The sequence below is a fragment of the Brevibacterium gallinarum genome (assembly GCF_014836885.1).
GTDB classification, from domain to species: domain Bacteria; phylum Actinomycetota; class Actinomycetes; order Actinomycetales; family Brevibacteriaceae; genus Brevibacterium; species Brevibacterium gallinarum.
On record NZ_JACSPY010000003.1, the window covers coordinates 1 to 25463 of the forward strand.

Below are 25463 nucleotides of genomic sequence, written 5' to 3' on the forward strand. Positions count from 1 at the left end.
GGGTCAGGGTGCGTGTCGTTACCCACCTCGATACCGGGGGTCTTCTCTGACCTCAAATCCCGTTCACAACCTCCCGAAGAACTACATCTAGGCGAGGGTGACGAGGTCGAGGTAGTCGGCACTCCAGTGGTCCTCATCGCCATCCGGCAGCAGGAGTACCCGGTCGGGATTCAGCGCCTCGACCGCGCCGACATCGTGGGTGACGAGCACGATCGCACCCTCATAGCGGCGGATCGCTGAGAGGATCTCCTCGCGGCTGGCCGGATCGAGGTTGTTCGTCGGCTCATCGAGCAGCAGCACGTTCGCACTCGAGACGACGAGGGTGGCCAGCGCCAGGCGGGTCTTCTCACCACCGGAGAGCACCCCGGCGGGCTTGTAGACGTCATCGCCGGAGAACAGGAACGAACCGAGCACATTGCGCACCGCCGTGTCATCGAGGTGATCGGCGTGGGCGACCATGTTCTCCAGCACGGTCTTGTTGACATCGAGGGTCTCGTGCTCCTGGGCGTAGTAGCCGAGTTTGAGCCCGTGGCCGGCGATGACCTCACCGGAATCCGGTTTTTCGAGTCCGGCGAGCAGCGTCAGCAGGGTCGTCTTGCCGGCACCGTTGAAGCCGAGCACGACAACCCGTGAGCCGCGGTCGATGGCCAGATCGACGCCGGTGAACACCTCGGTCGACCCGTAGCTCTTTGACAGGCCCTCAGCCGTCAGCGGCACCCTGCCACAGGCAGTCGGTGCCGGGAAGCGCAGATGCGCGACCTTCTCTGACTGGCGTTCGGACTCCAGCCCCGAGAGCATCCGCTCGGCGCGCTTGGCCATCTGCTGGGCGGCGACGGCCTTCGTGGCCTTGGCCCGCATCTTGTCGGCCTGCGCGGACAGCGCCGCGGCCTTCTTCTCGACATTGGCCCGCTCGCGGCGCCGGCGCCGCTCATCGGCCTCGCGCTGCTTGAGGTACAGCTGGTAGCTCATCGAGTAGATGTCGATGCACTGCCGGGTGGCGTCGAGGAAGAAGACGGTGTTGACGACTTCGTCGATGAGGTCGAGGTCGTGGGAGATGATGATGAGCCCACCGGAGTACGTCTTGAGGTAACCGCGCAGCCAGGCGACCGATTCGGCATCGAGGTGGTTGGTCGGCTCATCGAGGATCATCGTGTCCGGTGCTTCGAAGAGGATCCGGGCCAGTTCGACGCGGCGGCGCTGGCCGCCCGAGAGCGTCTGCAGCTCCTGGCGGATCGTCGCCTCCTCAAGCCCGAGGTTCGCGGCGATGCTCAGCGCCTCGGATTCGGCAGCGTACCCACCGGCGGCGATGAATTCGGCTTCGATCCGCGGGTACTTCTCGATCGCCTTGGACATGACATCGGGATCCGGGTCCGACATCTGCGCTTCTGCCTTGCGCATCCGGCGGGCGATGACATCGAGTTCGCGGGCAGCGAGGATCCGCTCGATGGCAGTGGCCTTCGGATTGCCGGTACGCGGGTCCTGCGGCAGGTATCCGACGGTGCCGGTGCGTGAGACGGTGCCGGCACTGGGCTGCACCTCGTCCATCAGCACCTTCGTCAGGGTCGTCTTGCCAGCACCGTTGCGGCCGACGAGGCCCACCCGGTCGCCCTTGTCGACCCGGAAGCTCACCCCGGTCATGAGCGTGCGGGCACCGACCATCACCTCGAGATCGCGCACGGAGATCATCGCGTCTCCTCTCCGTAGGCAGCCTGGGCGCCGGAGCGGATGAGCCGGGCGAGCTCCTCCTGCGGGCTGCGGCCGGCGGCCCGGGCGACATCGACGATGCGGTCGGCGAGCTCGCGCTCCAGCTCACACGAGACCTGGACGGTTGCCGGCGCGGCGGCCCCCGCCTCGGGAGCGGCTGGTGCGGCCGCGGGCTCAGCCGGTGACATCTGTGCGGCAGCAGGCTCAGCCGGTGTCGTCTGTTCGGCACCGGTGAAGCCGGGCCCGGTGGGCACCTCCGTGCCGTCCTTATAGGCGCCGGCGGCCGCGCGGGCGCGCTCGTCGGCGGCGTCGTTGAGGGTGTGGTTGCTGTGGCCCTTGACCCATTCGAACTCGACACTCCGGCCGGTCAGGGCGGCGTCGAGGGCCTCCATGAGGTCGCGGTTCTGCACGTCCTTGCCGTCGGCCTTCTTCCAGCCGCGGCGCTTCCAGTTCGGCATCCACTTCGTCACCGAGTTGATGACGTACTGGCTGTCGCACAGGATGTGCAGCGGCGTGTCGGCTTCCGCAGTTGCGTTGAGGATCTCGATGACGGCCTGCAGCTCGCCGCGATTGTTCGTCGCCTTCTTCCAGCCGCCGGCGTCCCAGCAGTCGTCGTCGATGTACCAGGCCCAGCCAGCGGGCCCAGGGTTGCCGAGGGCGGAACCGTCGACGGCGACAGTGATCGTCACGTATGTGTCCTTCCGAAATTGCTGGTCAGGCCCGAAAGCGCCTATTCCCGGCGCGCGATGCCCACACTATGCTACTGCCATGACCTTCAATCCCGGCAGTCAGCTCGACACCTCCCAGGTCTCCCGCCGGTCCGGCGGCGGCATGGGCGGTCCCATCAAGGTCGGCGGGGGCATCGGCTCGATCGCCGTGCTCATCCTCGGCGTCATCCTCTTCGGCCCCGGGTTCATCAACCAGGGCCTCGGCGAGGGAACAAACTACGACTACTCCCAGGTCGGTGAGCAGGACAGCGGCCCGTCGCTGGCCGAACAGTGCCAGACCGGTGAGGACGCCAACCGCAACATCGAGTGCCGGGTCGTGGGCACCGTGAACTCGCTCAACGCCTACTGGGGCGGCGGGGCCTCCCGGCTCGGGGTGCGGTATCACCGGCCCGAGGTGGTGTTGACATCCGGTTCGTGGCACACCGGCTGTGGGGCAGCCAGCTCGGCGATGGGGCCCTTCTACTGCCCGGCCGACGAGACGGCCTACTTCGACGTCGGGTTCTTCGACCAGCTGCGCAGTCAGTACGGCGCCGGCCAGGGTCCGCTGGCTGAGGAGTATGTCATCGCCCATGAGTTCGGCCACCACATCCAGCGTCTGACCGGCGACATCAACCGCGCCCAGCACGGTGACACCGGCCCGCAGTCCTCGGCGGTGCGCCTGGAGCTGCAGGCCGACTGCTATGCGGGAGTGTGGGCGTCGAATGCCTCGAAGACGAAGGACGCCGGGACCGGTGAGCCGTACCTGCAGCCGCTGACGGCCTCCGACATCCGCTCGGCGGTCTCGGCTGCCGAGGCGGTCGGCGATGACCGGATCCAGGAGAAGGCGCAGGGCCGGGTCACTCCGGAGAACTTCACACACGGGTCCTCCGAACAGCGCGAAACCTGGTTCATGCGCGGTTATGAGTACGGCGATCCCGCCGCGTGCGATACCTTCTCCGCCGGCAGGATCTGAACGCAGCGACACGGCACGCACGCGGGGGCCGGTGAGCGGTCGGACTGCTCACCGGCCCCCGTGCATGATGGGCTCAGATGCGGAAGCTCAGATGTTGAAGCCGAGAGCGCGCATCTGCTCCTTGCCGTCCTCGGTGATGCGCTCGGGACCCCATGGCGGCATCCAGACCCAGTTGATGCGGTAGGCCGGCACGATGCCCTCAAGCTGCTGGGCGCACTGGTCTTCGATGACGTCGGTCAGCGGGCAGGCCGCTGAGGTCAGGGTCATCTCGACGACTGCCGTGCCGTCGTCCTCGACGGACGCGCCGTAGACGAGTCCCAGGTCGACGATGTTGACGCCGAGTTCGGGGTCGACGACGTCCATGAGCGCGTCGATGACCTCCTCGGGTGTGGCGTTGGTCGGTTGGTCGATCACTTCAGGCATGGTGTCCTCCTCGTACTGTCAGCATACGGGTCAGCGGCCTTCGGCGGCCGCCTGCGCCTGCACGAAGGCATCCTTGAATGCCATCCAGGCCAGCAGCGCGCACTTGATGCGCGCAGGAAACTTCGAGACTCCCTCGAACGCGGCGGCATCGCCGAGGAGCTCCTCGTCGGCGTGCCCGCGGCCGCGGGAGTGCATGAGCTCGTGGAAGCCGGCTTCCACCTCGGCGAACCGGTCAGGTGTCAGTTCGTCGAGCATCTCGGCCAGCACCGAGGCCGAGGCCATCGAGATCGAGCAGCCTGCACCGTCCCAGCGCATGTGCAGGCGTCCGGCGGCAGGAGTGTAGAGCGCCTCGACGGTGATCTCATCTCCGCAGGTCGGGTTGACCTGGTGGGAGGAGCCGAACAGCGCATCACCGCTTTCCGGCGCACCGGTCAGCGGCAGGTTGCCGCAGCGGCGTTTGGCATGATCGAGGATGACCTCTTGGTACAGCTGCTGCAGATCGCTCATCGTGTCCCCTTCCGTCTCACGACAGCCCGAAGAAGGGCCGCACCTCTGCCAGCGCTGCCAGGAAGGCATCGCAGTCGGCCTCCGTGGTGAAGACCGAGGCGCTGGCCCGGGTGGTGGCGGTCAGGCCGTACCGGCGGTGCAGCGGCTGGGCGCAGTGGTGGCCGACGCGCACCGCGATGCCGCGGCTGTCGAGCACCTGGCCGACGTCGTGGGCGTGGACACCGTCGACATCGAATGACACGGCGGCGATGCTGGCCTCGTCGGCCGGCGGTCCGATGCGCCGGATTGCCGGGATCTGCGCGATGCCGTCGATGAGCCGGGATGCGGTCTGCGCCTCGTGGGCGGCGAGTTCCTCCATCCCGTAGTAGCTGAGGTAGTCGACTGCGGCATGCAGTCCGACGATCTCGGCGATCGGCTGGGTGCCGGCTTCGAACCGCTGCGGGGCGGGCATGAATGCTGCCGATTCCATGTCGACGGTCGTGATCATCGATCCGCCGGTGATGACCGGCGGCAGCGCGTCCAGCAGCTCGGAACGGCCGTAGAGTGCGCCGATGCCGGTGGGCCCGAGCATCTTGTGACCGGAGAATGCTGCGAAGTCGACGCGGAGGTCGTGCAGGTCGACCGGCAGGTGCGGCACCGACTGGCAGGCGTCGAGCACCGTGTAGGCGCCGACAGCGCGGGCCCGGTCGACGAGCCGGTCGACGGGGTTGATGGTGCCGAGCACGTTCGAGACGTGGGTGAAGGCCAGCACCTTCGTCGTCTCATCGACGATCGTGTCGAGCTCACTGAGGTCGAGCTGGCCGTCGTCGCTCAGCGGCAGCCAGCGCAGCTGCGCTCCGGTCAGCGCTGCGGCCTGCTGCCACGGGATGAGGTTGGCGTGGTGCTCCATCTCGGTTACGACGATCGAATCGCCGGGACCGAGGCGGAACCGCTGCGCCTCTGCTCCCCCGAGCCCGGCGGAGGCATGTGCCATGCCGAGGGCGACGACATTGAGCGCCTCAGTGGCGTTCTTCGTCCAGCACACCTCGTCGGCGGCAGCCCCGACGAAGGCGGCCACCGCCTCGCGCCCGGCTTCGAACGCATCGGTGGCGTCGACGGCCAGCTGATGCGCACCCCGGTGCACCGCGGCGTTGCGCCGCTGGTAGAACTCATCGATCGCGTCGATGACCTGGTGCGGCTTCTGCGCGGTGGCACCGGAGTCGAGATACACCAGCCGCGCTCCGCCGACTTCCCGATCGAGGATCGGGAAGTCGTTGCGGATGCGGTCGATGTCAGCAGGGCTGAGCATTGAGGTGAGCGCGGTGATCAGGCGTCCTGCAGGGCGAGGCGATCGTAGCCCTCGTTCTCGAGGCGCTCGGCAAGCTCCGGGCCGCCGGACTCGGCGACACGGCCGTTGTAGAGCACGTGGACGCGATCCGGGGTGATGTACTGCAGGATGCGGGTGTAGTGGGTGATGAGCATGATGCCGACGTCGGTCTTCTCCTTGGCGCGGTTGACGCCTTCGGAGACGATGCGAAGAGCGTCGACGTCGAGGCCGGAGTCGGTCTCGTCGAGGATCGCGAAGCGCGGCTTGAGCATCTCCATCTGGAGGATCTCGTGGCGCTTCTTCTCACCACCGGAGAAGCCCTCGTTGACGTTGCGGGCGGCGAACGCCGGGTCGACGCGCAGGTCCTTCATCGCACCGGAGAGCTCCTTGGTCCAGGTGCGCAGCTTCGGTGCCTCGCCGTCGATGGCGGTCTTGGCCGAGCGCAGGAAGTTCGTCACGGTCACGCCGGGCACCTCGACGGGGTACTGCATGGCGAGGAACAGGCCGGCGCGGGCGCGCTCGTCCGGGGACATCTCGGTGATGTCCTCACCGTCGAGGGTGACGGTGCCGGAGGTGATCTCGTACTTCGGGTGGCCGGCCAGGGCGTAGGCCAGGGTCGACTTGCCCGAGCCGTTGGGGCCCATGATGGCGTGAGTTTCGTTGGAGTTCAGCTCCAGGTCGACGCCCTTGAGGATCTCCTTGGGGCCGGATTCGGTCTGGACGCTGACGTGCAGGTCGCGGATGGAAAGAGTTGCCATGGTTTCAGTCCTTTGGTGTTGTTCGTTCGGTGAGGATCAGGTGGCCGCTGCCGGGCTGAGGTCGACGAAGATGGCGCCGTCGCGCTCTTCGCACGGATAGACGGCGACCGGTTCGAAGGCCGGCGGGGTCAGCGGCTGTCCGGTGGTCAGTGAGAAGGCGGAGCCGTGCAGCCAACACTCGATCGAGCAGTCCATGATCTCCCCTTCGGCGAGTGAGACCTCGCCGTGGGTGCACAGGTCGTCGATCGCATGGACGGTGCCGTCCTCGGTGCGGGCGATGCAGATCTCGCGTTCGTCGATGACGACGCGCAGTGCCTCGCCGGCCGGAACAGCACTGGCCTTGCAGGCTTCGTGCAGACTCACATCATGCTCCGCGACAGCTCGTCCTCGATCTGCTCGGTGAGGACTTCCTCGATCTCGGGCACGCGGATCTGCTGGATGACCTCGTTGAAGAAGCCGCGCACCACGAGGCGGCGGGCGACGGTCTCCGGGATGCCGCGGCTCATGAGGTAGAACAGGTGCTCCTCGTCGAAGCGGCCGGTCGACGATGCGTGTCCGGCGCCTTCGATGTCACCGGTCTCGATCTCCAGGTTCGGCACCGAATCGGCTCGCGCTCCCTCGGTGAGGATGAGGTTGCGGTTGAGCTCGTAGGTGTCGATGCCCAGGGCCTCGGGCCGGATGAGCACATCGCCGATCCACACGCTGTGTGCGTCGGTGCCCTGCAGCGCGCCCTTGTACAGCACGTTGGAGGTGGCCTTCGCAGTGTTGTGGTCGATGTAGGTGCGGTGCTCCAGGTGCTGGCCTGCGTCGGCGAAGTACAGGCCGAGCAGCTCGGCCTCACCGCCGGGACCGTCGTAGCGGACGTTGGAGTTCAGCCGCACGATGTCCCCGCCGAGGGAGATGGCGATGTGCTTGAACTGTGCGTCCTTGCCCACGAGCGCGTCGTGCTGGCCGAGGTGGACGGAGCCGTCCTCCCACAGCTGGATCGTGGCGAAGGTGACCTCGGCACCCTCGCCGATGAGCAGCGAGACGAGCTCGGAGTACCGGGCCTGGCCCTCATGTTCGATGACGATGGTGGCCTTGGCGTTCGCACCGACGGTGACGACGACATGGCCGTGGACGGTCTGGCCGTCCACACCGTCGGCGTGGATGATGACCGGCTCGTCGAGCTCGGTGCCGGCGGGCACATCGTAGTGGAGCACACCGGGGGCCTGGTTCGCCGCGATCGCCGCTGGACGGTCCTCAGGCTCGAGCACGCCCATCGTGCGGGCGGCCTCCAGGTCGATGACCTCCTGGGTGACCCCAGCGGGGAGGTCCTGGCTGAGGTTGAGCGACTGACCGGTGCCGGTGTCGTCGAGGAGGTCGGTGAGCTTGCGCACCGGGGTGAAGCGCCATTCCTCTTCCCGACCGGTGATCTGCGGGAAGTCGGCGACTGAGAAGCTGCGGGTCCGTTCGCTGCGGGATTTCGCCGGAACCTGGACCTCGCTCGGGTTCTCAAGAGTCTGTGTCATTGAGTGTTCTCTCCTGTGTGAGACGTGGGTGCCTGGATGGGTGCGGTGGCTGGATCAGCCGACCGCGCCCTCCATCTGCAGCTCGATGAGGCGGTTGAGCTCGAGGGCGTACTCCATCGGCAGCTCACGGGCGATCGGCTCGACGAAGCCGCGCACGATCATCGCCATCGCCTCGGTCTCGTCGAGACCGCGGCTCATGAGGTAGAACAGCTGGTCCTCGCTGACCTTGGAGACGGTGGCCTCGTGGCCGAGGGAGACATCGTCTTCGCGGATGTCGATGTAGGGGTAGGTGTCCGAGCGTGAGATGTTGTCGACGAGCAGGGCGTCGCACAGCACGGTGTTCGACGAGCCCTTGGCCTTCGGGTGGACGTGCACGAGGCCGCGGTAGCCGGCGCGGCCGCCGTTGCGGGCCACGGACTTCGACACGATCGACGAGTGGGTGTTCGGTGCGGCGTGCACCATCTTGGCGCCGGTGTCCTGGTGCTGGCCGCCGCCGGCGAATGCCACCGACAGGGTCTCACCGCGGGCGTGCTGGCCGGTCAGCCAGATCGCCGGGTACTTCATGGTGACCTTCGAGCCAATGTTGCCGTCGACCCATTCCATCGTCGCGCCCTCTTCGGCGATCGCACGCTTGGTGACGAGGTTGTACACGTTGTTCGACCAGTTCTGGATGGTCGTGTAGCGCACGCGGGCGTCCTTCTTCGCGATGATCTCGACAACAGCCGAGTGCAGCGAATCGGACTTGTAGATCGGTGCGGTGCAGCCCTCGACGTAGTGCACGTAGGAGCCTTCGTCGGCGATGATGAGGGTGCGCTCGAACTGGCCCATGTTCTCGGTGTTGATCCGGAAGTAGGCCTGCAGCGGGATTTCGACGTGGACGCCCTTGGGCACGTAGATGAACGATCCGCCGGACCACACTGCGGTGTTGAGTGCGGAGAACTTGTTGTCGCCGGCCGGGATGACGGAGCCGAAGTACTCTTCGAAGATCTTCGGGTGCTCGCGCAGGCCGGTGTCGGTGTCGAGGAAGATGACGCCCTGGCGCTCCAGCTCCTCATTGATCCTGTGGTAGACGACCTCGGACTCGTACTGGGCGGCCACGCCTGCGACGAGGCGCTGCTTCTCGGCCTCCGGGATGCCGAGGCGGTCGTAGGTGTTCTTGATGTCCTCGGGCAGGTCCTCCCAGGACTGCACCTGACCCTCGGTGGAGCGGACGAAGTACTTGATGTCGTCGAAGTTGATGTCGGTCAGGTCCGCGCCCCAGTGCGGCATCGGCTTCTTGTCGAACAGGCGCAGGGCCTTGAGGCGGCGGTTGAGCATCCACTCGGGCTCTTCCTTCAGAGCCGAGATCCGGCGGACGACCTCTTCGCTCAGGCCGCGTTCGGCGGTGGCGCCGGCATCGTTCTCATCGTGCCAGCCGTAGGCGTAGTTGCCGATGTCGTGAAGCTCAGGATTGGCCTCAAGAATCGGGTTGGTCTCGGTGGTGTCAGTCACCTTGAGCCTCCTTGTGTGCGATCGTTCTGGTCGATCAACGGGCGGTTGACGACAGAGGTGGGAATGTGGGTCGTGCAGACGTGGCCGCCGCCGGCCAGTGTCGACAGGCGGCGGACGTCGACCCCGAGGTAGTCGGAGAACATCTCGAGCTCCTGTTCGCAGAACTCGGGGTAGGCCTCGGCGACGTTCTGGATCGGGCAGTGTCCCTGGCACAGCTGCATCGCCTCCAGCGGGGTGCCGACGGCCACCGGGGTGGCCGAGGCGGCGAATCCCTCGGCGGAGAGCGCTTGGGCCAGTTCGCGGGAGCGGCTGGGAATCGTCTCGGCGCTGTGCGACAGCCTCGAGCGCAACCGCGCCCGCAGCCCGTCGACGTATTCGGCGGCGTACTCCGCGACTGCCTCGCGGCCGTCCTTGCGGGCGAGGAAGTCGAGCACGTCGACGGCGAGGTCGTCGTAGCTGTGGCTGATCTCGGCGTGGCCTTCGGCGGTCACCACATACTGGCGAGCCGGCCGGCCGCGGCCGATCTTCGTCCCGGCCAGGTCGCGGACCTCGACGAGGCCCTCATCAGCCAGGGCGTCGAGGTGCCGGCGGATGGCCGCGGCAGTGAGGTCCATGGACTTCGCCACCGCCGAGGCGCTGACCGGGCCCTGGTCGAGGACAGCGGCCAGCACCCGATGCCGGGTCTTGACGTCTTCGTGTGCGCGCGCCTTGCGCTGTGGAGCATGCTGGGCAGCCATGAGTTTCACCCCGCTTTCGGCCGACGATACCAGTGACTCTGCTTTAGACAACAGTATTGTGTTCTAAATTGTTCCATGTAAACAAAGGGCACCCTAAAGTGCCGGAGTGCAGGCGCGGCTACGATGGTACGCGTGTCTGACACCCCTGCATCGCCTGCGCCGCTGCTCATCGACGGCCTGGCCTTCTCCTACCGCACCGGCCAGCGCGCCGTCGACGACGTCTCCCTGAGCGCCGCTGCCGGGACCGTCCACGCGATCCTCGGGCCCAACGGTGCGGGGAAGTCGACGACCATCGCCTGCGCCGTCGGTCTGCACCGCCCGAGTGCCGGCACCGTGCGCATCTTCGGTCGTGATCCCTTCGCTGCTCACACCTTCACCGCCGGGCTCACCGGCGTCATGCTCCAAGACGGCGGGCTGCCGATGGCCGCGCGCCCGATGGCGGTGCTCACGCACCTCTCGCGCCTGTACGCCTCCCCGCTCGATGTCACGGAACTGGCCGAACGACTCGGCATCACCTCGTTCGCTGACCGGTCGATCCGCCGCCTGTCCGGCGGTCAGCGCCAGCGCGTCGGCCTGGCCGCAGCCCTCATCGGCCGGCCGCGGCTGCTGTTCCTCGACGAACCGACCGCAGGCCTCGACCCGCAGGCCGCACTCGTCGTCCGCGAAGTCATCGACGAGCAGCGCCGGGCCGGTGCCAGCGTCGTGCTCACCACCCACGACATGGATGACGCCCAGCAGCTGGCCGATGAGATCACCATCATCGACCACGGCCGGGTGATCGCCGCCGGCACGCCCCGCCAGCTCATGAACGGCGGCGGCAACCGGATGCTGCGCATCGTCACCGGCTCTGCGCTGCCTGCCGAGGTGAGCCGCGCACTCGCAGCCCACGGCTCCGTCGACCAGACCCCCGGCCACCAGACCCCCGACGCTGCGGCCACCACGCTGCTGCGCGGGGACATCACGCCGGCCGACCTTGCAGCCATCACGCGGCTGCTGGCGGAGCACGATGTCGTCTGCGAGGAGTTCGCCGTCACCGGCCGCACCCTCAACGACGTCTTCCTCGACCTGACCGGAAGGAGCCTGCGGTGACCGACCCGACACCTCACACCACCGCCTCGGCCCCGGCGCACACCACCTCGGGCGCGGCACTCACCACCTCGGGCGCGGCCCCGGCCGGTTCCCGGATCCTCGCCCAGACGGCCTTCGAGATCCGCACGATCCTGCGCAACGGCGAACAGCTGCTCGTCTCGATCATCCTGCCGGCGATCATCCTCTTCGGCCTGGCCACCACCCCGATCCTGGAGGCGCTGGGCGTCGACCTCGGCTCACGCCGGCCCGTCGACGTCGCCACCGCCGGAGTGCTGAGCCTGGCGATCGGCTCGAGCGCCTTCACCGGGCAGGCGATCGCCACCGCCTTCGACCGCCGCTACGGAGTGCTGCGCCAGCTGGCGACCACTCCCCTGGGCGTGCGCGGGCTCATCGCCGGCAAGCTCATCGCCGTGTGCTGCGTCGTCGCCATCCAGTTCGCGCTCATCGCCGTCCTCGCACTCGCGCTCGGGGCCAGCGGAGGAGTGCACATCGCAGGCCTCGTCCTCACCGCGCTGCTCGGCACCGCGATGTTCCTCGTGTGGGGACTCGTCATGGCCGGAACCATCCGGGCGGAGGCGACGCTGGCGCTGGCGAATCTGCTGTGGGTGCTCATGGCCTCGCTCGGCGGGCTGCTGCTCGCCCACCCCGGCACATGGGGTGCGATCGTGTCCTGGCTGCCCTCAGGCGCACTCGGCGACGCGATGCGTACCGCCGTGCTCACCGGCGGCCTCGACGTCACAGCACTGGCAGTCATGGCCGTGTGGACGCTCGTGGGTATTGTCACAGGGGTCCGGTTCTTCTCCTTCGATGCCAAATGAGATAATCGGCACATGACCGCCTCGACCTCACAGCCGGCGGCTGAGCGCCCCAGCTTCGCCTCCCGGTTCATGCCCCGCCAGCCCAACCGATTCATCCGCGCTGTTGCGTGGATCATGCTGCTGGCCCAGTCCGGGATCATCATGACCGGCGGCACGGTCAGGCTCACCGGATCCGGCCTCGGCTGCCCGACATGGCCGCGCTGCACCGAGGAATCGCTGACGAACACCCCAGAGATGGGCATCCACGGCTACATCGAGTTCGGCAACCGGGTGCTGGCGATCTTCCTCGGCCTGTACTGCATCTTCGCGCTCATCGCCGTGTGGCGGATGCGCCGGACCCGCCCGGAGATCTTCTGGTCGGTCATCGCTCTTGCCCTCATCGTCGTCTCGCAGGCTGTCGTCGGCGGCATCAGCGTGCGCATGCAGCTCAACCCGTGGATCGTCGCCAGCCACTTCGTGCCCTCGGCGATCGCGGTGGGGATCTCAGCGTTCCTGCTGCGCCGCAGCGGTGACGCCGGACGACCGGTCACACCACTGGGCACCACCGGTCTGCGGATGACCGGCTGGGTGATCGGCGGGCTCACCGCCCTCGTCGTCATCCTCGGCGTGCTCGTCACCGGTGCCGGCCCGCACGCCGGCGATGCGCTCAGCGCCCGCAACGGCTTCGACACCGTCATCATCTCCCGCCTCCACGCGATCCCGGTGTGGGTGCTCGTCGCGGCCACGATCGCAGCCGTGCTCATGGCCCGCCGTCAGGGCCTGGCCTTCCCGGCCAAGGCCTTCACGGTGCTGCTCGTCATCGAACTCGCGCAGGGCGTCGTCGGCTACGTGCAGTACTTCACCGGCCTGCCCGAGCTGCTCGTCGCCGCTCACCTGCTCGGTGTGTGCTTCATGGTCGCCGGCGCCACCGTTGCCGTCGACTCCCTCTACCGCCGTCCGGCGCTCAGCGCCGCTGAACCGGCAGCACGGCCTGCCGGAGACCGGGACGCAGCGCTCACAGCTTCGTCTCGAATGCCCTCTTGAGCACCCGGTCGGCGTCCGCGAGCGAGGCCTCGGTGTGGTGCAGCTGGGTGCCGAAGAGCACCCCATAGGTGAATGACGGGTAGCCGTCTGCTTCGGCGCGGCGCGCCAGCTGCAGGATCCATTCGCGGGCGACAGCAGCATCGTTGAGCTCGCCGTAGTGCTCGGTGACCGCCTCCCATGCCTCGGCTGCCTCAGCGGCCGGCGTGCCGAGCGCCAGCGACAGCGCCTCGCAGACATAGCGGACCACCTTGGCCTTCTTGCGCACCTCATGACGGTGGACCAGCTGCTCCGCACCCGAGGTGGCGCGCACCTTGCGATGCTGTCTGCGCACCTTGGCGATCGCCGCGTCGAGCATCGGCCGGTACGCCTTGCCGGTGCGTGCACTGGCGTCCCAGCCGGGGTTGAACGGCGGATCCTCCAGCCAGTGCTGGAGGGAAGCGAGCAGCGTGCGGTAGCGCACCGTCGACAGGGTCCGCTTGACGTTGGCGACCGACGTGCGGTGATGCGCGGTGAGCATCTGCGTCATCTGCTCAGCCACTCCCTCGGTGATCGCCTCGGCCGGCAGGTCGTCGAGCAGGCGCGGGAGGCGTTCGAGCTGCACCTCGGCATCACGGGCGTAGCCGAGGCGGGTGGCGAACCATTTGAGCTCCTCGCGCAGACGGATGACGGAGTTGGCGTCGAACAGCGGGGCGAAGGTCTTGAGGATGCTGCGCAGCCGGCGCGACGCCACCCGGGCCTTGTGCACCGCATCCGGGGCGTCGACGGCGACGTCCTGCTCGCGGTGCTGCAGCACGCCGATGTGCTCGGCCATCGCAGCGAGCACCGTCTGAACCAGCGGTGACTTGCGGTCCAGGGTGCGTTGGGCCACCAGCTCAGGCGCGGTGCCGAGTGCGCGGGCGAGCTTCGAGGGTGCTGCAGCCGGTTCGATGCCGGCTGCAGCGAAGATCTCGGCGATTCCGTCGAGCAGCACCTGCCCGGTGCCGGCCTCGATGAGCTCGACTTCGAGTTCGCGCCACTCAGACCGGGCTGCCGCCACGCCCGGGCGGGCGAAGCGCACGGCGGTGACGTGGTCGTCGCTGAGCTCTGCCACCGCGGGCCCGCCTGCGCGTTCGGCCAGCAGCGTCGTCGTCCGGGCAGTGCTGAGCAGGGCAACCGGGATGAGCGGCACCTGCCCGACCTCCTCCCGGACGACGGCGAGCAGCTCGGCTGGCACCCGGGTTTCGTCCCCGTCGGAGAGATCGACGTGCATCTCCGTGCGGGCGCTGCCGGCCGGCAGCTTGAGATGCCAGCCGGCATCTGTGCCGCCGGTGCGCCGACGCAGGGTGAGCTTGGCGCGTGAGAGCCGGAAGTCCGGGGAGTCGAAGTACACGGCATCGAGCTGCATCGAATCTCCGCCGGCCTCATATGCCAGACCCGACAGGTCGGGAACCGGCTGATCGGCTCCAGGAGCGAACTTCAGCTCCTCCTCGGTGGCGATGCTGACCCGTTCGGACCCTGCAGCGGCGACCACCGCCTCGGCGGCGGCATCAGACGCAGCGGCAACGGACGCAGCGGCTTCGGAATCAGCAGGGGAACCAGCGTACTCGCTCACAGACTCTCCAGTGGCTCGTGGCGCCGCAGCGTCGGGGTTCGGTGCGGCCGGTACTTGGAGTATATCGGCCGCTGGGAACGCCTCAGGCCCGGCACAGCGGCCGGGCCTGAGCGGTCAGCTGGAGTGGTGTGTCAGCCGAAGAACGGGTTGAAGAACGGGTCGACTGCCACGGCGAGGAACAGCACCGACAGGTAGGTGATCGAACCGTGGAAGACCTTCATCGCGCGCAGCTGGGTGCCGGAGAAGCCCTTCTTCGCACGCTTGACGAGGGCGTAGCACTGGTACATGAACCAGGCGCCGGCCAGCACGGCGGTGATGATGTAGATCGGGCCCATCGGGGCGACCGGGATGAGCGCGAGGCTGGCAGCGACCATCGCCCAGCCGTACCAGATGATCTGCCGGCCCACACTCGTCGGCGGGACCTTCGAGGGCAGCATCGGCACGCCGGCTGCGTCGTAGTCGGCCTTGTACTTGATGGCCAGCGGCCAGTAGTGCGGCGGCGTCCAGAAGAACACGACGAGGAACAGGATGAACGGCTCCCAGCTGACCGAGCCGGTGACAGCCGACCAGCCGATGAGCACCGGCATGCAGCCGGCAGCACCGCCCCAGACGATGTTCTGGGTGGTGTGGCGCTTGAGCATGATCGTGTAGAAGACGACGTAGAGCAGGATCGCAGTGGCCGTCAGGCCGGCGGCGACCCAGTTGGTGAAGCCGCCCATCCAGAAGATCGAGCCGATGCCGAGCGCGAACGCGAAGACCAGAGCCTCCCGGGCGGAGACCTCACCGGTCACCAGCGGGCGGTTCTCGGTGCGGTGCATCTTCGCGTCGATATCGCGATCGAGATAGCAGTTGAAGACGTTCGCCGAGGCGGCGGCCGCCGAGCCGCCGATGAGGGTGGTGAGCACGAGCCACAGGCTCGGCAGGCCCTGGGCGGCGAGGAACATCACCGGGGCGGTGGTGACGAGCAGCAGCTCGATGATGCGCGGTTTCGTCAGGGCGACGAAGGCCATGAACCGGCTGCGGGGCTTCGACCCGCGCGTCGTCTCATCGGCGATCCGCTGCAGCGGCTTCTCCTCAGAGAGGGCGGCACGGTTCTTGTCGGCAGTCACGTCGCTCAAGTCACTTCCTCATTCGAACAGGGGTGAGGCTGTTCAGCTGCACTGTGGGCGGCTGTCAGCCAACGGACATTATTCTACTCGTCGTCGAGTTAAATTCCAGTTCCGCCTGCTGCCGCCGTGTCCGCTGGATGCCGGACGTCGCCCGTGCTCAGCCGGTGTCCGCGCACACCGTGTGCGCGGTATCGGGCAGCCGGTGCCGAAAGGGCGGCTGCGCGGTTCCGCACAGCTCATCCCGGCGGGTAGAGTCGGTGGTGGATTACCGTTGATGAGAAGGATTGATTCACTCACATGAGCTCCCTGACCTGGTCCGCTGCGGACCGCACTGCAGTCGACACTGCCCGCCTGCTCGCTGCCGACGCCGTGCAGAAGGCCGGCAACGGTCATCCCGGCACGGCGATGAGCCTGGCCCCGGTCGCCTACTACCTCTATCAGCATGCGATGGTCCACGACCCGGCGGATCCGCAGTGGATCGGCCGTGACCGCTTCGTCCTCTCCGCCGGTCACTCCAGCCTCACCCAGTACGTTCAGCTCTACCTCAGCGGCTATGGTCTCGAACTCGACGACCTCAAGGCGCTGCGCCAGTGGGGCTCGCTGACCCCGGGCCACCCGGAGGTCGGCCACACCGACGGCGTGGAGATCACCACCGGCCCGCTGGGCTCCGGTCTGGCCTCCGCGGTCGGCATGGCGATGGCCGCCCGCCGCGAACGCGGTCTCTTCGACCCTGACACCGCTGCCGGCGAGTCGGTCTTCGACCACCGCATCTTCGTCATCGCCGGTGACGGCGACCTGCAGGAAGGTGTGTCCTCTGAGGCCTCCTCGCTGGCCGGCACCCAGAATCTCGGCAACCTCATCGTCATCTGGGACGACAACCGCATCTCGATCGAGGACGACACCTCGATCGCGTTCACCGAAGACGTCTCCGCCCGCTACGAGGCCTACGGCTGGCACGTCCAGCATGTCGACTTCCTCAACGACGGCGACTACACCGAGGACATCGACGCCCTGCACGCCGCCGTCGAGGCCGCCAAGACCGACCCGCGCCCGTCCTTCATCCGCCTGTCGACGATCATCGCCTGGCCGAGCCCGACCGCTCAGGGCACCGGCGCCTCCCACGGCGCGGCCCTCGGCGCGGAGGAGATCGCAGCGACGAAGAAGATCCTCGGCTTCGATCCGGAGGCCGACTTCGCCGTCGCCGACGATGTCCTCGCCCACGCCCGCCAGGTCCGCGACCGCGGGGCCGAGGCACACAGCGCCTGGTCGCAGCGCTTCGAGCAGTGGCGCAGCGAGCAGCCCGAGCGGGCCGCGCTGCTCGATCGGCTGCTCGCAGGTTCGCTGCCTGAGGGCTTCGATGAGCTGTTCCCCGTCTTCGACGCCGATGCCAAGGGAGTGGCCACCCGTGCTGCCTCCGGCAAAGTTCTCAACGCGATCGCCGAGGCGCTGCCCGAGCTGTGGGGCGGATCGGCCGACCTCGCCGGTTCCAACAACACCCTCATCAAGGACGCCGCCTCGTTCCTGCCGCCCGAGCGCAGTTCGGAGATGTTCTCCGGTGAGCTCTACGGCCGCAACCTGCACTTCGGCATCCGCGAGTTCGCCGCAGGCCTCATCTGCAACGGCATCGCCCTGCACGGGCCGACCCGTCCGTACAACGGCACCTTCCTCGTGTTCTCCGACTACCAGCGCCCGGCCGTCCGCCTGGCTGCGCTGCAGCAGGTGCCCAACATCTTCGTGTGGACCCACGACTCGATCGGCCTCGGCGAGGACGGCCCGACCCACCAGCCGGTCGAGCATCTGTCCTCGCTGCGCGCGATCCCCGGCCTCGACGTCGTCCGCCCGGCCGATGCCAACGAGACAGCCGAGGCGTGGAAGCAGATCCTCAAGCGCGCTGACGGGCCCTCCGGCCTCGTCCTCACCCGTCAGGCCGTCCCGGTGCTCGACCGCACCGACCTGGCTCCCGCCTCGGAGACGGCCAAGGGCGGCTACATCCTCAAGGACTGCTCCGGCACCCCGGATGTCATCCTGCTCGCCTCCGGTTCGGAGGTCGAGATCGCCCTGGCTGCCGCCGCGACGCTGACCGGACAGGGCCGTGCGGTGCGCGTCGTCTCGATGCCGTGTTTCGAATGGTTCGCCGGCCAGGATGAGGACTACCGCGCCTCCGTGCTGCCGCCTGAGGTCCAGGCTCGTGTCAGCGTCGAGGCCGGCACCGCCCAGAGCTGGCATCAGTTCCTCGGCACCTACGGCACCGCGGTCTCGCTGGAGCACTTCGGTGCCTCGGCTGACTACAAGCGCCTGTATGCGGAGTTCGGCATCACCGCCGAGGCCGTCGTCGCGGCAGCAGAAGAGAGCATCTCAGCAGTGGAAGGACGATGATGACTGATCGACTCGCCCAGCTCAGCCGCGCCGGAGTCTCGGTGTGGCTCGATGACCTGTCACGCGGCCGGATCACCTCCGGGTCGCTCGGCTCGCTCATCGTCGATAAGAGCGTCGTGGGTGTGACGACGAACCCGACGATCTTCGCCGCAGCACTGGCCGACGGCGAGGCCTACGATGCACAGGTCCGCGAGCTTGCCGCATCCGGTGCCGGTGTCGATGCGGCGATCGACGCGCTCACCTGTCATGACGTCGCGCAGGCCGCCGACATCCTCGCACCGGTCTACCGGGCCTCCGGCGGTGTCGACGGGCGGGTGTCGATCGAGGTGCCACCGCACCTGGCGCATGACACCGAGGGCACCGTCGAGTGTGCGCGCAAGCTGTGGGAGATGATCGACCGGCCGAACATCCTCATCAAGATCCCCGCCACCGAGGAGGGCATGCTCGCGATCGCCCGCACCCTCGGTGCGGGCATCAGCGTCAACGTCACCCTCATCTTCGCTCTCGACCGCTACCGCAAGGTCGTCGAGGCCTTCATCAGCGGCCTCGAACGCGCGCGTGAGGCCGGCCGCGACATCTCGCGCATCCACTCGGTCGCCTCGATCTTCGTCTCCCGCGTCGATTCGGAGATCGACAAGCGCCTCGATGCCATCGGCTCGGAGAAGGCGCTGAGCCTCAAGGGCAAGGCCGGGATTGCCAACTGCCGCCTCGCCCATGAGATCTGCACGCAGCTGTTCGACAGTGAGCGCTGGGACGTCCTCGAAGCCGCCGGTGCGCACCGCCAGCGCCCGCTGTGGGCATCGACGGGCACCAAGGATCCCGCCTACCCCGACACCCTGTACGTGAGCGAGCTCGTCACCGAGGGCGTCGTCAACACGATGCCGGAGAAGACCCTGGAGGCCTTCGCCGACCATGGTGAGCTGCACGGCGACACCGTCGTCGGCCGGCACACCGAGGCCGATGAGCTGTTCGACACGCTGGCGGTCATGGGCATCGACTACGCCGAGGTGATGGACGTCCTCGAGCGGGAGGGCCTGCAGAAGTTCGACGCCAGCTGGGCAGAACTCGTCGAGACCGTCACCCAGCAGCTTGAAGGAGCGCAGTCATGACACTGTCATTCGGCTATCCCTCCCCCGCCGAGTTCGAGGACGAGGTCCGCGATCTCGTCACTGCCCGCGCCGCGTCGCGCATCGCCTCAGGTGATGCCACGCTGTGGGGCGACGCCGCGGAGGCGGAGGCCTCCAAGCGGCTGGGCTGGGTGGGCCTGCCGGAGTCGTCCGTCGAACTGCTCGGCGAGATCGAGCAGCTGCGCAGCGAGCTCACCGCCGAGGGCATCGACCACGTCACCCTCTGCGGCATGGGCGGCTCGTCGCTGGCCCCTGAGGTCATCTGCGCCACCGCCGGTGTGTTCCTCGAAGTCGTCGACACCACCGATCCCGGCCAGATCGCCGAGGCCATCGGCACCGACCTGCAGCGCAGCGTCGTCGTCGTGGCATCGAAGTCAGGCTCGACGATCGAGACCGAGGCGCAGCGCCGTGCCTTCGCCGAGGCGTTCGAGGCCGCCGGCATCCCGGCTGCCTCGCGCATGATCGTCGTCACCGATCCCGGATCGCCGTTGGCGCAGCTGGCCGAGCAGGAAGGCTATCGCAAGGTCTTCTACGCCGACCCGCGCGTCGGCGGCCGGTTCTCCGCGCTCAGTGCCTTCGGTCTCGTCCCGGCCGGCCTCGCCGGCGCCGACATCGCCGGGCTGCTCGCCGAGGCTCGCGAGATCGCCCCGCTGCTCGAACATGACGCACCGGACAACCCTGCCGTTCAGCTCGGTGCCTTCCTCGGTGTGGCGCACGCCCGCGAAACCGACAAACTCGTCATCGCCCGCACCACCTCATCGATCGTGGGCCTCGGAGCCTGGCTGGAGCAGCTGCTGGCCGAATCCACCGGCAAGGACGGCGAGGGCATCCTCCCGGTCGTCGTCGAAGGACCGGATGCGCCGGGTTTCGCTGACGCCCGCGCCGATGCGATGCTGCTGTTCGTCGGTGAGGTGGCCGGCCAGGCCACTCCCCCGTCGGGCTTCGCCTGTGCGGTGGACTATCCGCTGGGCGCGCAGTTCCTGCTGTGGGAGTACACCACCGCGATCACCGGCTACAGCATCGGCATCAATCCCTTCGACCAGCCTGATGTCGAAGCAGCGAAGGCCAGCGCACGGGCGCTGCTGGAGTCCGATTCTCCGGTCGACGGCGAACAGCCGTCGTTCACCGTCGGCTCGGTGGAGGTGTACGGCTCACCGCACCTGCTCGAGGGCGTCGACAGCCTGGAGGAGGCGCTGCGGGCTCTGGCCGCCGCAGCTGACGAGTACGGCTATCTGGCGGTGCAGGCCTTCCTCGACCGGATCAGCGACCGGCGCGCCGAGCTGATCCGGCAGGCTGCGGCACTGCGCACCGGATTGCAGACGACGTTCGGCTACGGGCCGCGCTACCTGCACTCGACGGGCCAGTATCACAAGGGCGGGCGCCCCAACGGCGTGTTCCTGCAGATCACCGGCAGCCCACGGGCCGATGTGCTGATTCCGGGCGAAGCGTACAGCTTCGGCCAGCTGCAGGCCGCGCAGGCGGCCGGCGATGCCGATGTGCTCACCGATCGCGGCCGCCCTGTGCTGCGCTTGCACCTGCGCGACCGTGCGCAGGGCATCGCGGACATCCTCGCGGCTTTCGGCTTCGAGGACGTGTGAGCACAGGCTGCTGAGACGGCCGTCATCTGACGGACACGAAAACGGTGTGGGGCCGGCGGAATACCGCCGGCCCCACACCGTCTGTCTGTCCCGGTCCTCAGCCCTGGAAGCGGACCATGAGTCCGAGCAGCACGATCGAGGACACCCACACGATGGCCACGAGCGTGGTGAAGCGGTTGAGGTTGCGCTCAGCGACTCCTGACGATCCGAGGTTCGAGCTCATACCGCCGCCGAACATATCCGACATGCCGCCGCCCTTGCCCTTGTGCAGGAGGATGAGCAGGGTGAGGAACACGCTGGTGAGCACAAGAACGCTCGTCAATGTCCAGGTGAGGATGGAGTCCACAGTTGTCTGCCTTTGCGTACGTTGAGGAAAAGATGCTGTCAGAGAGTCTACTGCGAGGAAGCCGCGTGGCACAAAGAGGCGAAGCTCTCCGGGTCGAGGCTCGCGCCGCCGACGAGCGCGCCGTCGACATCGTCGTGGGCGACGATCTCGGCGACGTTGTCGGTCTTGACGCTGCCGCCGTAGAGCAGCCTGATGGTGCCGGCGAATCCGGCATCGTAGAGCTCTTGCAGCCGCGTGCGGATCGCCGTGCACATCTCGGCGGCGTCACCGGCGGTCGCGGTTTCCCCGGTGCCGATCGCCCACACGGGCTCATAGGCGATGACGAGGCCGGCAAGCTCTTCTGCGCTCAGCCCGTCGACTGCGCGCTCAACCTGGCTGAGGGTGAAGGCGACGTGCTCGCCGGCCTGCCGGGTCTCCAAGGACTCGCCGACGCACAGGATCGGGATGAGCTCGTGCCGCAGCGCTGCACGCAGCTTCGCGGCGACGACCTCGTCGGTTTCACTGTGGTAGGCTCGGCGTTCGCTGTGCCCGACGATGACATAAGTGCAGCGCAGCCGGTTGAGGAAGGCACCGGAGACCTCGCCGGTGTAGGCGCCCTCATCGTGGGCTGAGAGATCCTGCCCGCCGTAGGCGATCGGCAGTTTGTCGCCTTGGATGAGGGTCTGCACCGACCGGATGTCGGTGAACGGCGGCAGCACCGCCACCTCGGTCTTCTCGACATCGACGCGGTGGTCCTTGAGCGACCAGGCGAGCTTCTGCACCGTGGAGATCGCCTGCAGGTGGTCGAGATTCATCTTCCAGTTCCCGGCCAGCAGCAGGGTGCGAGTCGTGCTCATCGTTCCTCTTTCAATCGGCGAGTACGTCAAGGCCCGGCAGCGTCTTGCCTTCGAGGTACTCGAGGCTGGCACCGCCGCCGGTGGAGATGTGGCCGAACTGGTCGTCGGCGAATCCGAGGCTGCGCACGGCTGCGGCGGAGTCGCCGCCTCCGACGACGGTGAGCCGGCCATCGGCCTGTCCGCCGTGCTCGTCGGTCAGGGCTTCGGCGACCGCCCGCGTGCCGGCGGCGAAGGCCGGGAACTCGAAGACGCCCATCGGGCCGTTCCAGAACACCGTCTTGGCCGCCGCGATCCGCTCAGCGTAGGTCCGGGCGGTCTCCGGGCCGATGTCGAGACCGATGCCGCCGGCACCCGCCGGAGTGGATTCGAGGGCATCGCTGCTGACGGTCCAGTGTTCGGCATCGGCGGCGAACGACGAGGCCATGACGATATCGGTGGGCAGCAGGATCTCGACGCCGCGCTCCTGAGCGGTGGCGAGGTAGCCCTTGACGGTGTCGAGCTGGTCCTCTTCCAGCAGGCTGGAGCCGATGGCATGTCCCTGGGCCTTGAGGAAGGTGAAGAGCATCCCGCCGCCGATGATGAGGGTATCGGCGCGCTCGAGCAGGCTGGCGATGACGCCCAGCTTGTCGGAGACCTTCGAGCCGCCGAGCACGACGACATAGGGGCGGGCCGGATCGTGCAGGAGCCGATCGCACACCTCGACTTCGGCGGCGACGAGCCCGCCGGCCATGTGCGGCAGCCGCTGCGCGATGTCGTAGACGCTGGCCTGCTTGCGGTGCACGACGCCGAATCCGTCGGAGACGTAGACGTCGGCGAGAGCTGCGAGCTCATCGGCGAACGCGCCGCGCTCGGCGTCGTCCTTGGAGGTCTCGCCGGCGTTGAACCGCAGGTTCTCCAGCAGCAGGATCTGACCGTCCTCCAGAGCCGCAGCCTTGGTCTTGGCGTCCTCACCGACGGTGTCGGAGGCGAACTGCACCTCGCGGCCGACGGCCCCGGACAGGGCGGCGACGACAGGTTTGAGCGAGTACTTCTCCTCAGGAGTGCCCTTCGGGCGGCCGAGGTGGGCCATGACAATGACCTTGGCGCCGGCTTCGGCGAGGCTGCGCAGCGTCGGTGCTGAGGCGACGATGCGGCCGGTGTCGGTGATCGTCGTGCCGTCCATCGGGACATTGAGGTCGCTGCGGACGAGCACCCGCTTGCCGGCCAGCTCTGCCGGCTGCTCCAGTTTCTTCACTGTCGTACCTTTCCTATGGCTGTGCCCCGCCCGGCGGTTGCTGAGCGGCCGGGCGAGGCGCGGTGCTGGTGTGGCTCAGAGGGACTTACCGACGAACTCGACCATCTCGAACAGACGCTGGGAGTAGCCCCACTCATTGTCGTACCAGGCCACGACCTTGACCTGGTTGCCGACGACGCGGGTGAGCTCGGCGTCGAAGATCGAGGAGTACTCGCTCATGACGATGTCCGAGGACACGATCGGGTCTTCGGTGTAGCCGAGGATGCCCTTGAGGTCGCCTTCGGAGGCCTGCTTGACAGCGGCGTTGATCTCCTCGGCGGTGGCCTGCGTCTGCGGGCTGAACGTCAGGTCGACCAGCGAGCCGGTGGGCACCGGCACGCGCACGGCGAATCCGTCGAGGCGGCCCTTGAGCTGCGGCAGGACTTCGGCGACGGCCTTGGCTGCGCCGGTGGTGGTCGGCACGATGTTGATCGCTGCCGCACGGGCCCGCCTCAGGTCCTTGTGGTTGGCGTCGACGAGGTTCTGGTCGCCGGTGTAGGCGTGCACCGTGGTCATGAGGCCGGCTTCGATGCCGAAGGCATCGTCGAGGACCATCGCCAGCGGTGCCAGGCAGTTCGTCGTGCACGAGGCGTTGGAGATGATGTGCTGGCTCTGCGGGTCGTAGGTACTGTCGTTGACGCCCATGACGAACGAGCCGTCGATGCCCTTGCCGGGTGCCGACAGGATGACCTTCTTGGCCCCGGATTCGAGGTGGGCTGCGGCGGCGTCGCGAGTGCGGAACTTGCCGGTGGCCTCCACGACGACATCGACGCCGAGCTCGCCCCAGTCGATGTCGTGCGGGTCCTTCTCCGCCGAGGCGTGGATCCGGTCTCCGTCGACGGTGAGGGATTCGTCGTCGTATTCGACAGTGCCGGGGAACTTCCGCCACACAGAGTCGTAGCGCAGCATGTGCGCGAGGTGCTTGTTGTCGGTCAGATCGTTGATCGCGACGATCTCGACATCGGTGTCGACTTCGTATGCTTGGCGCAGGAACGAGCGGCCGATTCGGCCGAAGCCGTTGATGCCTACACGAATGGACATTCCGATTCCTCCTGGGGTTCGGCGAGTGTTCCGGTATTCATCCTAGTCACGCTTCACGCGCCTCTGCAGGCGCTGCGGGGCGTGGATGTGAAGTTCACATGAACTGTGTCAGGCATCCTCAAGCATGTCCGGTGTCAGGCTCGATTCGGTGTTGGGCACGCCGAGTTCATCGGCCCTCTTGTCGGCGGTCGCCAGCAGTCGGCGGATCCGGCCGGCGATCGCGTCTTTGGTCATCGGCGGGTCGGCCTGCTGGCCGAGTTCCTCCAGGGAGGCCTGCTTGTGCTTGAGCCGCAGCTCGCCGGCATATTTGAGGTGCTCGGGGATCTCATCGCCGAGGATCTGGAAGGCCCGTTCGACGCGCGCGCCCGAGGCGACGGCCGCGCGGGCTGAGCGGCGCAGGTTCGCATCGTCGAAGTTCGCCAGTCGGTTGGCCGTGGCCCGCACCTCGCGGCGCATCCGCCGCTCCTCCCACACCAGGCGGGTCTCCTCGGCTCCCATATTCGTCAGCAGATCGCCGATCGCCTCTCCGTCGCGGATGACGACGCGGTCGACCCCGCGCACCTCGCGGGCCTTCGCTGAGATTCCGAGCCGGCGGGCGGAGCCGACGAGCGCGAGCGCCGCCTCGGGCCCGGGACAGGTGATCTCCAGAGCCGCTGAACGACCCGGTTCGGTCAGCGACCCATGCGCGAGGAACGCGCCGCGCCAGGCGGCCTGTGCGTCTGCAAGTGAGCCGTTGACGATCGCTGAGGGCAGGCCGCGCACCGGGCGCAGCCGGCCGTCGATGAGCCCGGTCTGCCGTGCCAGCGCCGCCCCGTCGTTGGCGACGCGCACGAGGAACCGGCTGCCGCGGCGGATCCCGGAGGCGCCGATGACGACGACATCGGCGGTGTGGCCGAACAGCGATTTGATCTCAGCACGCAGGCGGCGGGCGACGATATTGGTGTCGAGTTCGGCTTCGATGACGATCGAGCCGGCCACCAGGTGCAGGGCGTTGGTGAAGCGCAGCAGTGCCGACACTTCGGCCTTGCGAGCCGAAATGCGGGTGACGCTCACCCGAGCGAGCTCGTCCTTGACCTGAGCTGTCAGTGCCATTGCATCGCTTCCTTTCGATTGTCCACC

The 25463-nt window shown here is 67.8% G+C and carries 24 protein-coding genes; 7 read left to right on the forward strand and 17 right to left on the reverse strand.

The window, feature by feature from the left end; translation table 11 throughout:
- Positions 1-87: 87 nt before the first annotated feature.
- Together H9634_RS04160 and H9634_RS04165 are read right to left on the reverse strand one after the other, a co-directional pair.
- On the reverse strand, positions 88-1686 hold the full coding sequence (locus H9634_RS04160; RefSeq protein ID WP_191725529.1) for an ABC-F family ATP-binding cassette domain-containing protein: 1599 nt from the start codon (positions 1684-1686) through the stop codon (positions 88-90).
- Positions 1683-2393, reverse strand: coding sequence for a ribonuclease H family protein (locus H9634_RS04165; RefSeq protein WP_191725530.1), 711 nt, complete (start codon positions 2391-2393; stop codon positions 1683-1685). The genes H9634_RS04160 and H9634_RS04165 overlap by 4 nt, the downstream gene beginning before the upstream one ends.
- A gap of 79 nt (positions 2394-2472) precedes the next feature.
- On the opposite strand from H9634_RS04165, the gene ypfJ reads away from it, so the two are divergent.
- A complete protein-coding gene (gene ypfJ / locus H9634_RS04170) occupies positions 2473-3384 on the forward strand; it encodes a KPN_02809 family neutral zinc metallopeptidase (RefSeq protein ID WP_191725531.1) in 912 nt (303 codons plus the stop codon).
- Between the two features lie 87 nt (positions 3385-3471).
- On the opposite strand, the gene H9634_RS04175 is transcribed toward ypfJ, so the two are convergent.
- Genes H9634_RS04175 through H9634_RS04210 form a run of 8 tightly spaced genes read right to left on the reverse strand, consistent with a single transcriptional unit; the run spans position 3472 to position 10117 of the window.
- The gene (locus tag H9634_RS04175; RefSeq protein ID WP_102160193.1) at positions 3472-3807 is read right to left on the reverse strand and encodes a metal-sulfur cluster assembly factor; all 336 of its coding nucleotides are present in this window, start codon (positions 3805-3807) and stop codon (positions 3472-3474) included.
- Between the two features lie 30 nt (positions 3808-3837).
- A complete protein-coding gene (sufU, locus tag H9634_RS04180; protein ID WP_191725532.1) occupies positions 3838-4314 on the reverse strand; it encodes a Fe-S cluster assembly sulfur transfer protein SufU in 477 nt (158 codons plus the stop codon).
- A 16-nt stretch (positions 4315-4330) separates the two neighbouring features.
- On the reverse strand, positions 4331-5602 hold the full coding sequence (locus H9634_RS04185; RefSeq protein ID WP_191725533.1) for a SufS family cysteine desulfurase: 1272 nt from the start codon (positions 5600-5602) through the stop codon (positions 4331-4333).
- Between the two features lie 17 nt (positions 5603-5619).
- Positions 5620-6378, reverse strand: a complete 759-nt coding sequence (sufC, locus tag H9634_RS04190) for a Fe-S cluster assembly ATPase SufC (RefSeq protein WP_102160200.1) — start codon at positions 6376-6378, stop codon at positions 5620-5622.
- 36 nt (positions 6379-6414) lie between these two features.
- Positions 6415-6741 (reverse strand): non-heme iron oxygenase ferredoxin subunit, encoded by a 327-nt coding sequence (locus H9634_RS04195; RefSeq protein WP_191725534.1) that lies wholly within the window; start codon positions 6739-6741, stop codon positions 6415-6417.
- Complete coding sequence (gene sufD / locus H9634_RS04200; protein ID WP_191725535.1) at positions 6738-7889, reverse strand: Fe-S cluster assembly protein SufD; 1152 nt, start codon at positions 7887-7889, stop codon at positions 6738-6740. Before sufD ends, H9634_RS04195 begins: the two co-directional genes overlap by 4 nt.
- A gap of 54 nt (positions 7890-7943) precedes the next feature.
- On the reverse strand, positions 7944-9380 hold the full coding sequence (sufB, locus tag H9634_RS04205; RefSeq protein WP_318244991.1) for a Fe-S cluster assembly protein SufB: 1437 nt from the start codon (positions 9378-9380) through the stop codon (positions 7944-7946).
- Positions 9377-10117: a helix-turn-helix transcriptional regulator gene (locus H9634_RS04210; RefSeq protein ID WP_191725536.1), complete on the reverse strand. Its 741-nt coding sequence runs from the start codon at positions 10115-10117 to the stop codon at positions 9377-9379. Before H9634_RS04210 ends, sufB begins: the two co-directional genes overlap by 4 nt.
- Before the next feature lie 132 nt (positions 10118-10249).
- Between H9634_RS04210 and H9634_RS04215 the strand changes: the two genes are divergently transcribed.
- The 3 genes from H9634_RS04215 to H9634_RS04225 are packed head-to-tail and all read left to right on the forward strand — an operon-like array spanning position 10250 to position 13047.
- Positions 10250-11206 (forward strand): ABC transporter ATP-binding protein, encoded by a 957-nt coding sequence (locus tag H9634_RS04215; RefSeq protein WP_318244992.1) that lies wholly within the window; start codon positions 10250-10252, stop codon positions 11204-11206.
- A complete protein-coding gene (locus tag H9634_RS04220) occupies positions 11203-12024 on the forward strand; it encodes an ABC-2 transporter permease (protein ID WP_318244993.1) in 822 nt (273 codons plus the stop codon). Before H9634_RS04215 ends, H9634_RS04220 begins: the two co-directional genes overlap by 4 nt.
- A gap of 12 nt (positions 12025-12036) precedes the next feature.
- Positions 12037-13047, forward strand: coding sequence for a COX15/CtaA family protein (locus tag H9634_RS04225; protein WP_225210589.1), 1011 nt, complete (start codon positions 12037-12039; stop codon positions 13045-13047).
- On the opposite strand, the gene H9634_RS04230 is transcribed toward H9634_RS04225, so the two are convergent.
- Together H9634_RS04230 and H9634_RS04235 are read right to left on the reverse strand one after the other, a co-directional pair.
- Entirely contained in the window at positions 13019-14638 is a 1620-nt protein-coding gene (locus H9634_RS04230; RefSeq protein WP_191725538.1) for a CYTH and CHAD domain-containing protein, read from the reverse strand. The two genes, H9634_RS04225 and H9634_RS04230, sit on opposite strands and share 29 nt — an antisense overlap.
- A 131-nt stretch (positions 14639-14769) precedes the next feature.
- A complete protein-coding gene (locus tag H9634_RS04235) occupies positions 14770-15702 on the reverse strand; it encodes a heme o synthase (RefSeq protein ID WP_263598792.1) in 933 nt (310 codons plus the stop codon).
- A gap of 342 nt (positions 15703-16044) precedes the next feature.
- On the opposite strand from H9634_RS04235, the gene tkt reads away from it, so the two are divergent.
- Genes tkt through H9634_RS04250 form a run of 3 tightly spaced genes read left to right on the forward strand, consistent with a single transcriptional unit; the run spans position 16045 to position 20848 of the window.
- Entirely contained in the window at positions 16045-18123 is a 2079-nt protein-coding gene (tkt, locus tag H9634_RS04240) for a transketolase (RefSeq protein WP_191725539.1), read from the forward strand.
- The gene (tal, locus tag H9634_RS04245) at positions 18123-19232 is read left to right on the forward strand and encodes a transaldolase (protein WP_191725540.1); all 1110 of its coding nucleotides are present in this window, start codon (positions 18123-18125) and stop codon (positions 19230-19232) included. Before tkt ends, tal begins: the two co-directional genes overlap by 1 nt.
- The gene (locus H9634_RS04250) at positions 19229-20848 is read left to right on the forward strand and encodes a glucose-6-phosphate isomerase (protein WP_191725541.1); all 1620 of its coding nucleotides are present in this window, start codon (positions 19229-19231) and stop codon (positions 20846-20848) included. Before tal ends, H9634_RS04250 begins: the two co-directional genes overlap by 4 nt.
- Positions 20849-20945: 97 nt before the next feature.
- Here the strand turns inward: H9634_RS04250 and secG are convergent, their stop codons facing one another.
- The 5 genes from secG to whiA form a co-directional block, all read right to left on the reverse strand.
- Positions 20946-21194 carry a preprotein translocase subunit SecG gene (secG, locus tag H9634_RS04255; RefSeq protein WP_318244994.1) on the reverse strand — a complete coding sequence of 83 codons (249 nt, stop codon included), beginning with the start codon at positions 21192-21194 and terminating at the stop codon, positions 20946-20948.
- Between the two features lie 47 nt (positions 21195-21241).
- Entirely contained in the window at positions 21242-22030 is a 789-nt protein-coding gene (tpiA, locus tag H9634_RS04260; protein ID WP_191725542.1) for a triose-phosphate isomerase, read from the reverse strand.
- Between the two features lie 10 nt (positions 22031-22040).
- Entirely contained in the window at positions 22041-23264 is a 1224-nt protein-coding gene (locus tag H9634_RS04265; protein ID WP_191725543.1) for a phosphoglycerate kinase, read from the reverse strand.
- 75 nt (positions 23265-23339) lie between these two features.
- Positions 23340-24344: a type I glyceraldehyde-3-phosphate dehydrogenase gene (gap, locus tag H9634_RS04270; RefSeq protein ID WP_191725544.1), complete on the reverse strand. Its 1005-nt coding sequence runs from the start codon at positions 24342-24344 to the stop codon at positions 23340-23342.
- Between the two features lie 108 nt (positions 24345-24452).
- The gene (whiA, locus tag H9634_RS04275; protein WP_175294781.1) at positions 24453-25436 is read right to left on the reverse strand and encodes a DNA-binding protein WhiA; all 984 of its coding nucleotides are present in this window, start codon (positions 25434-25436) and stop codon (positions 24453-24455) included.
- Positions 25437-25463: the final 27 nt, after the last annotated feature.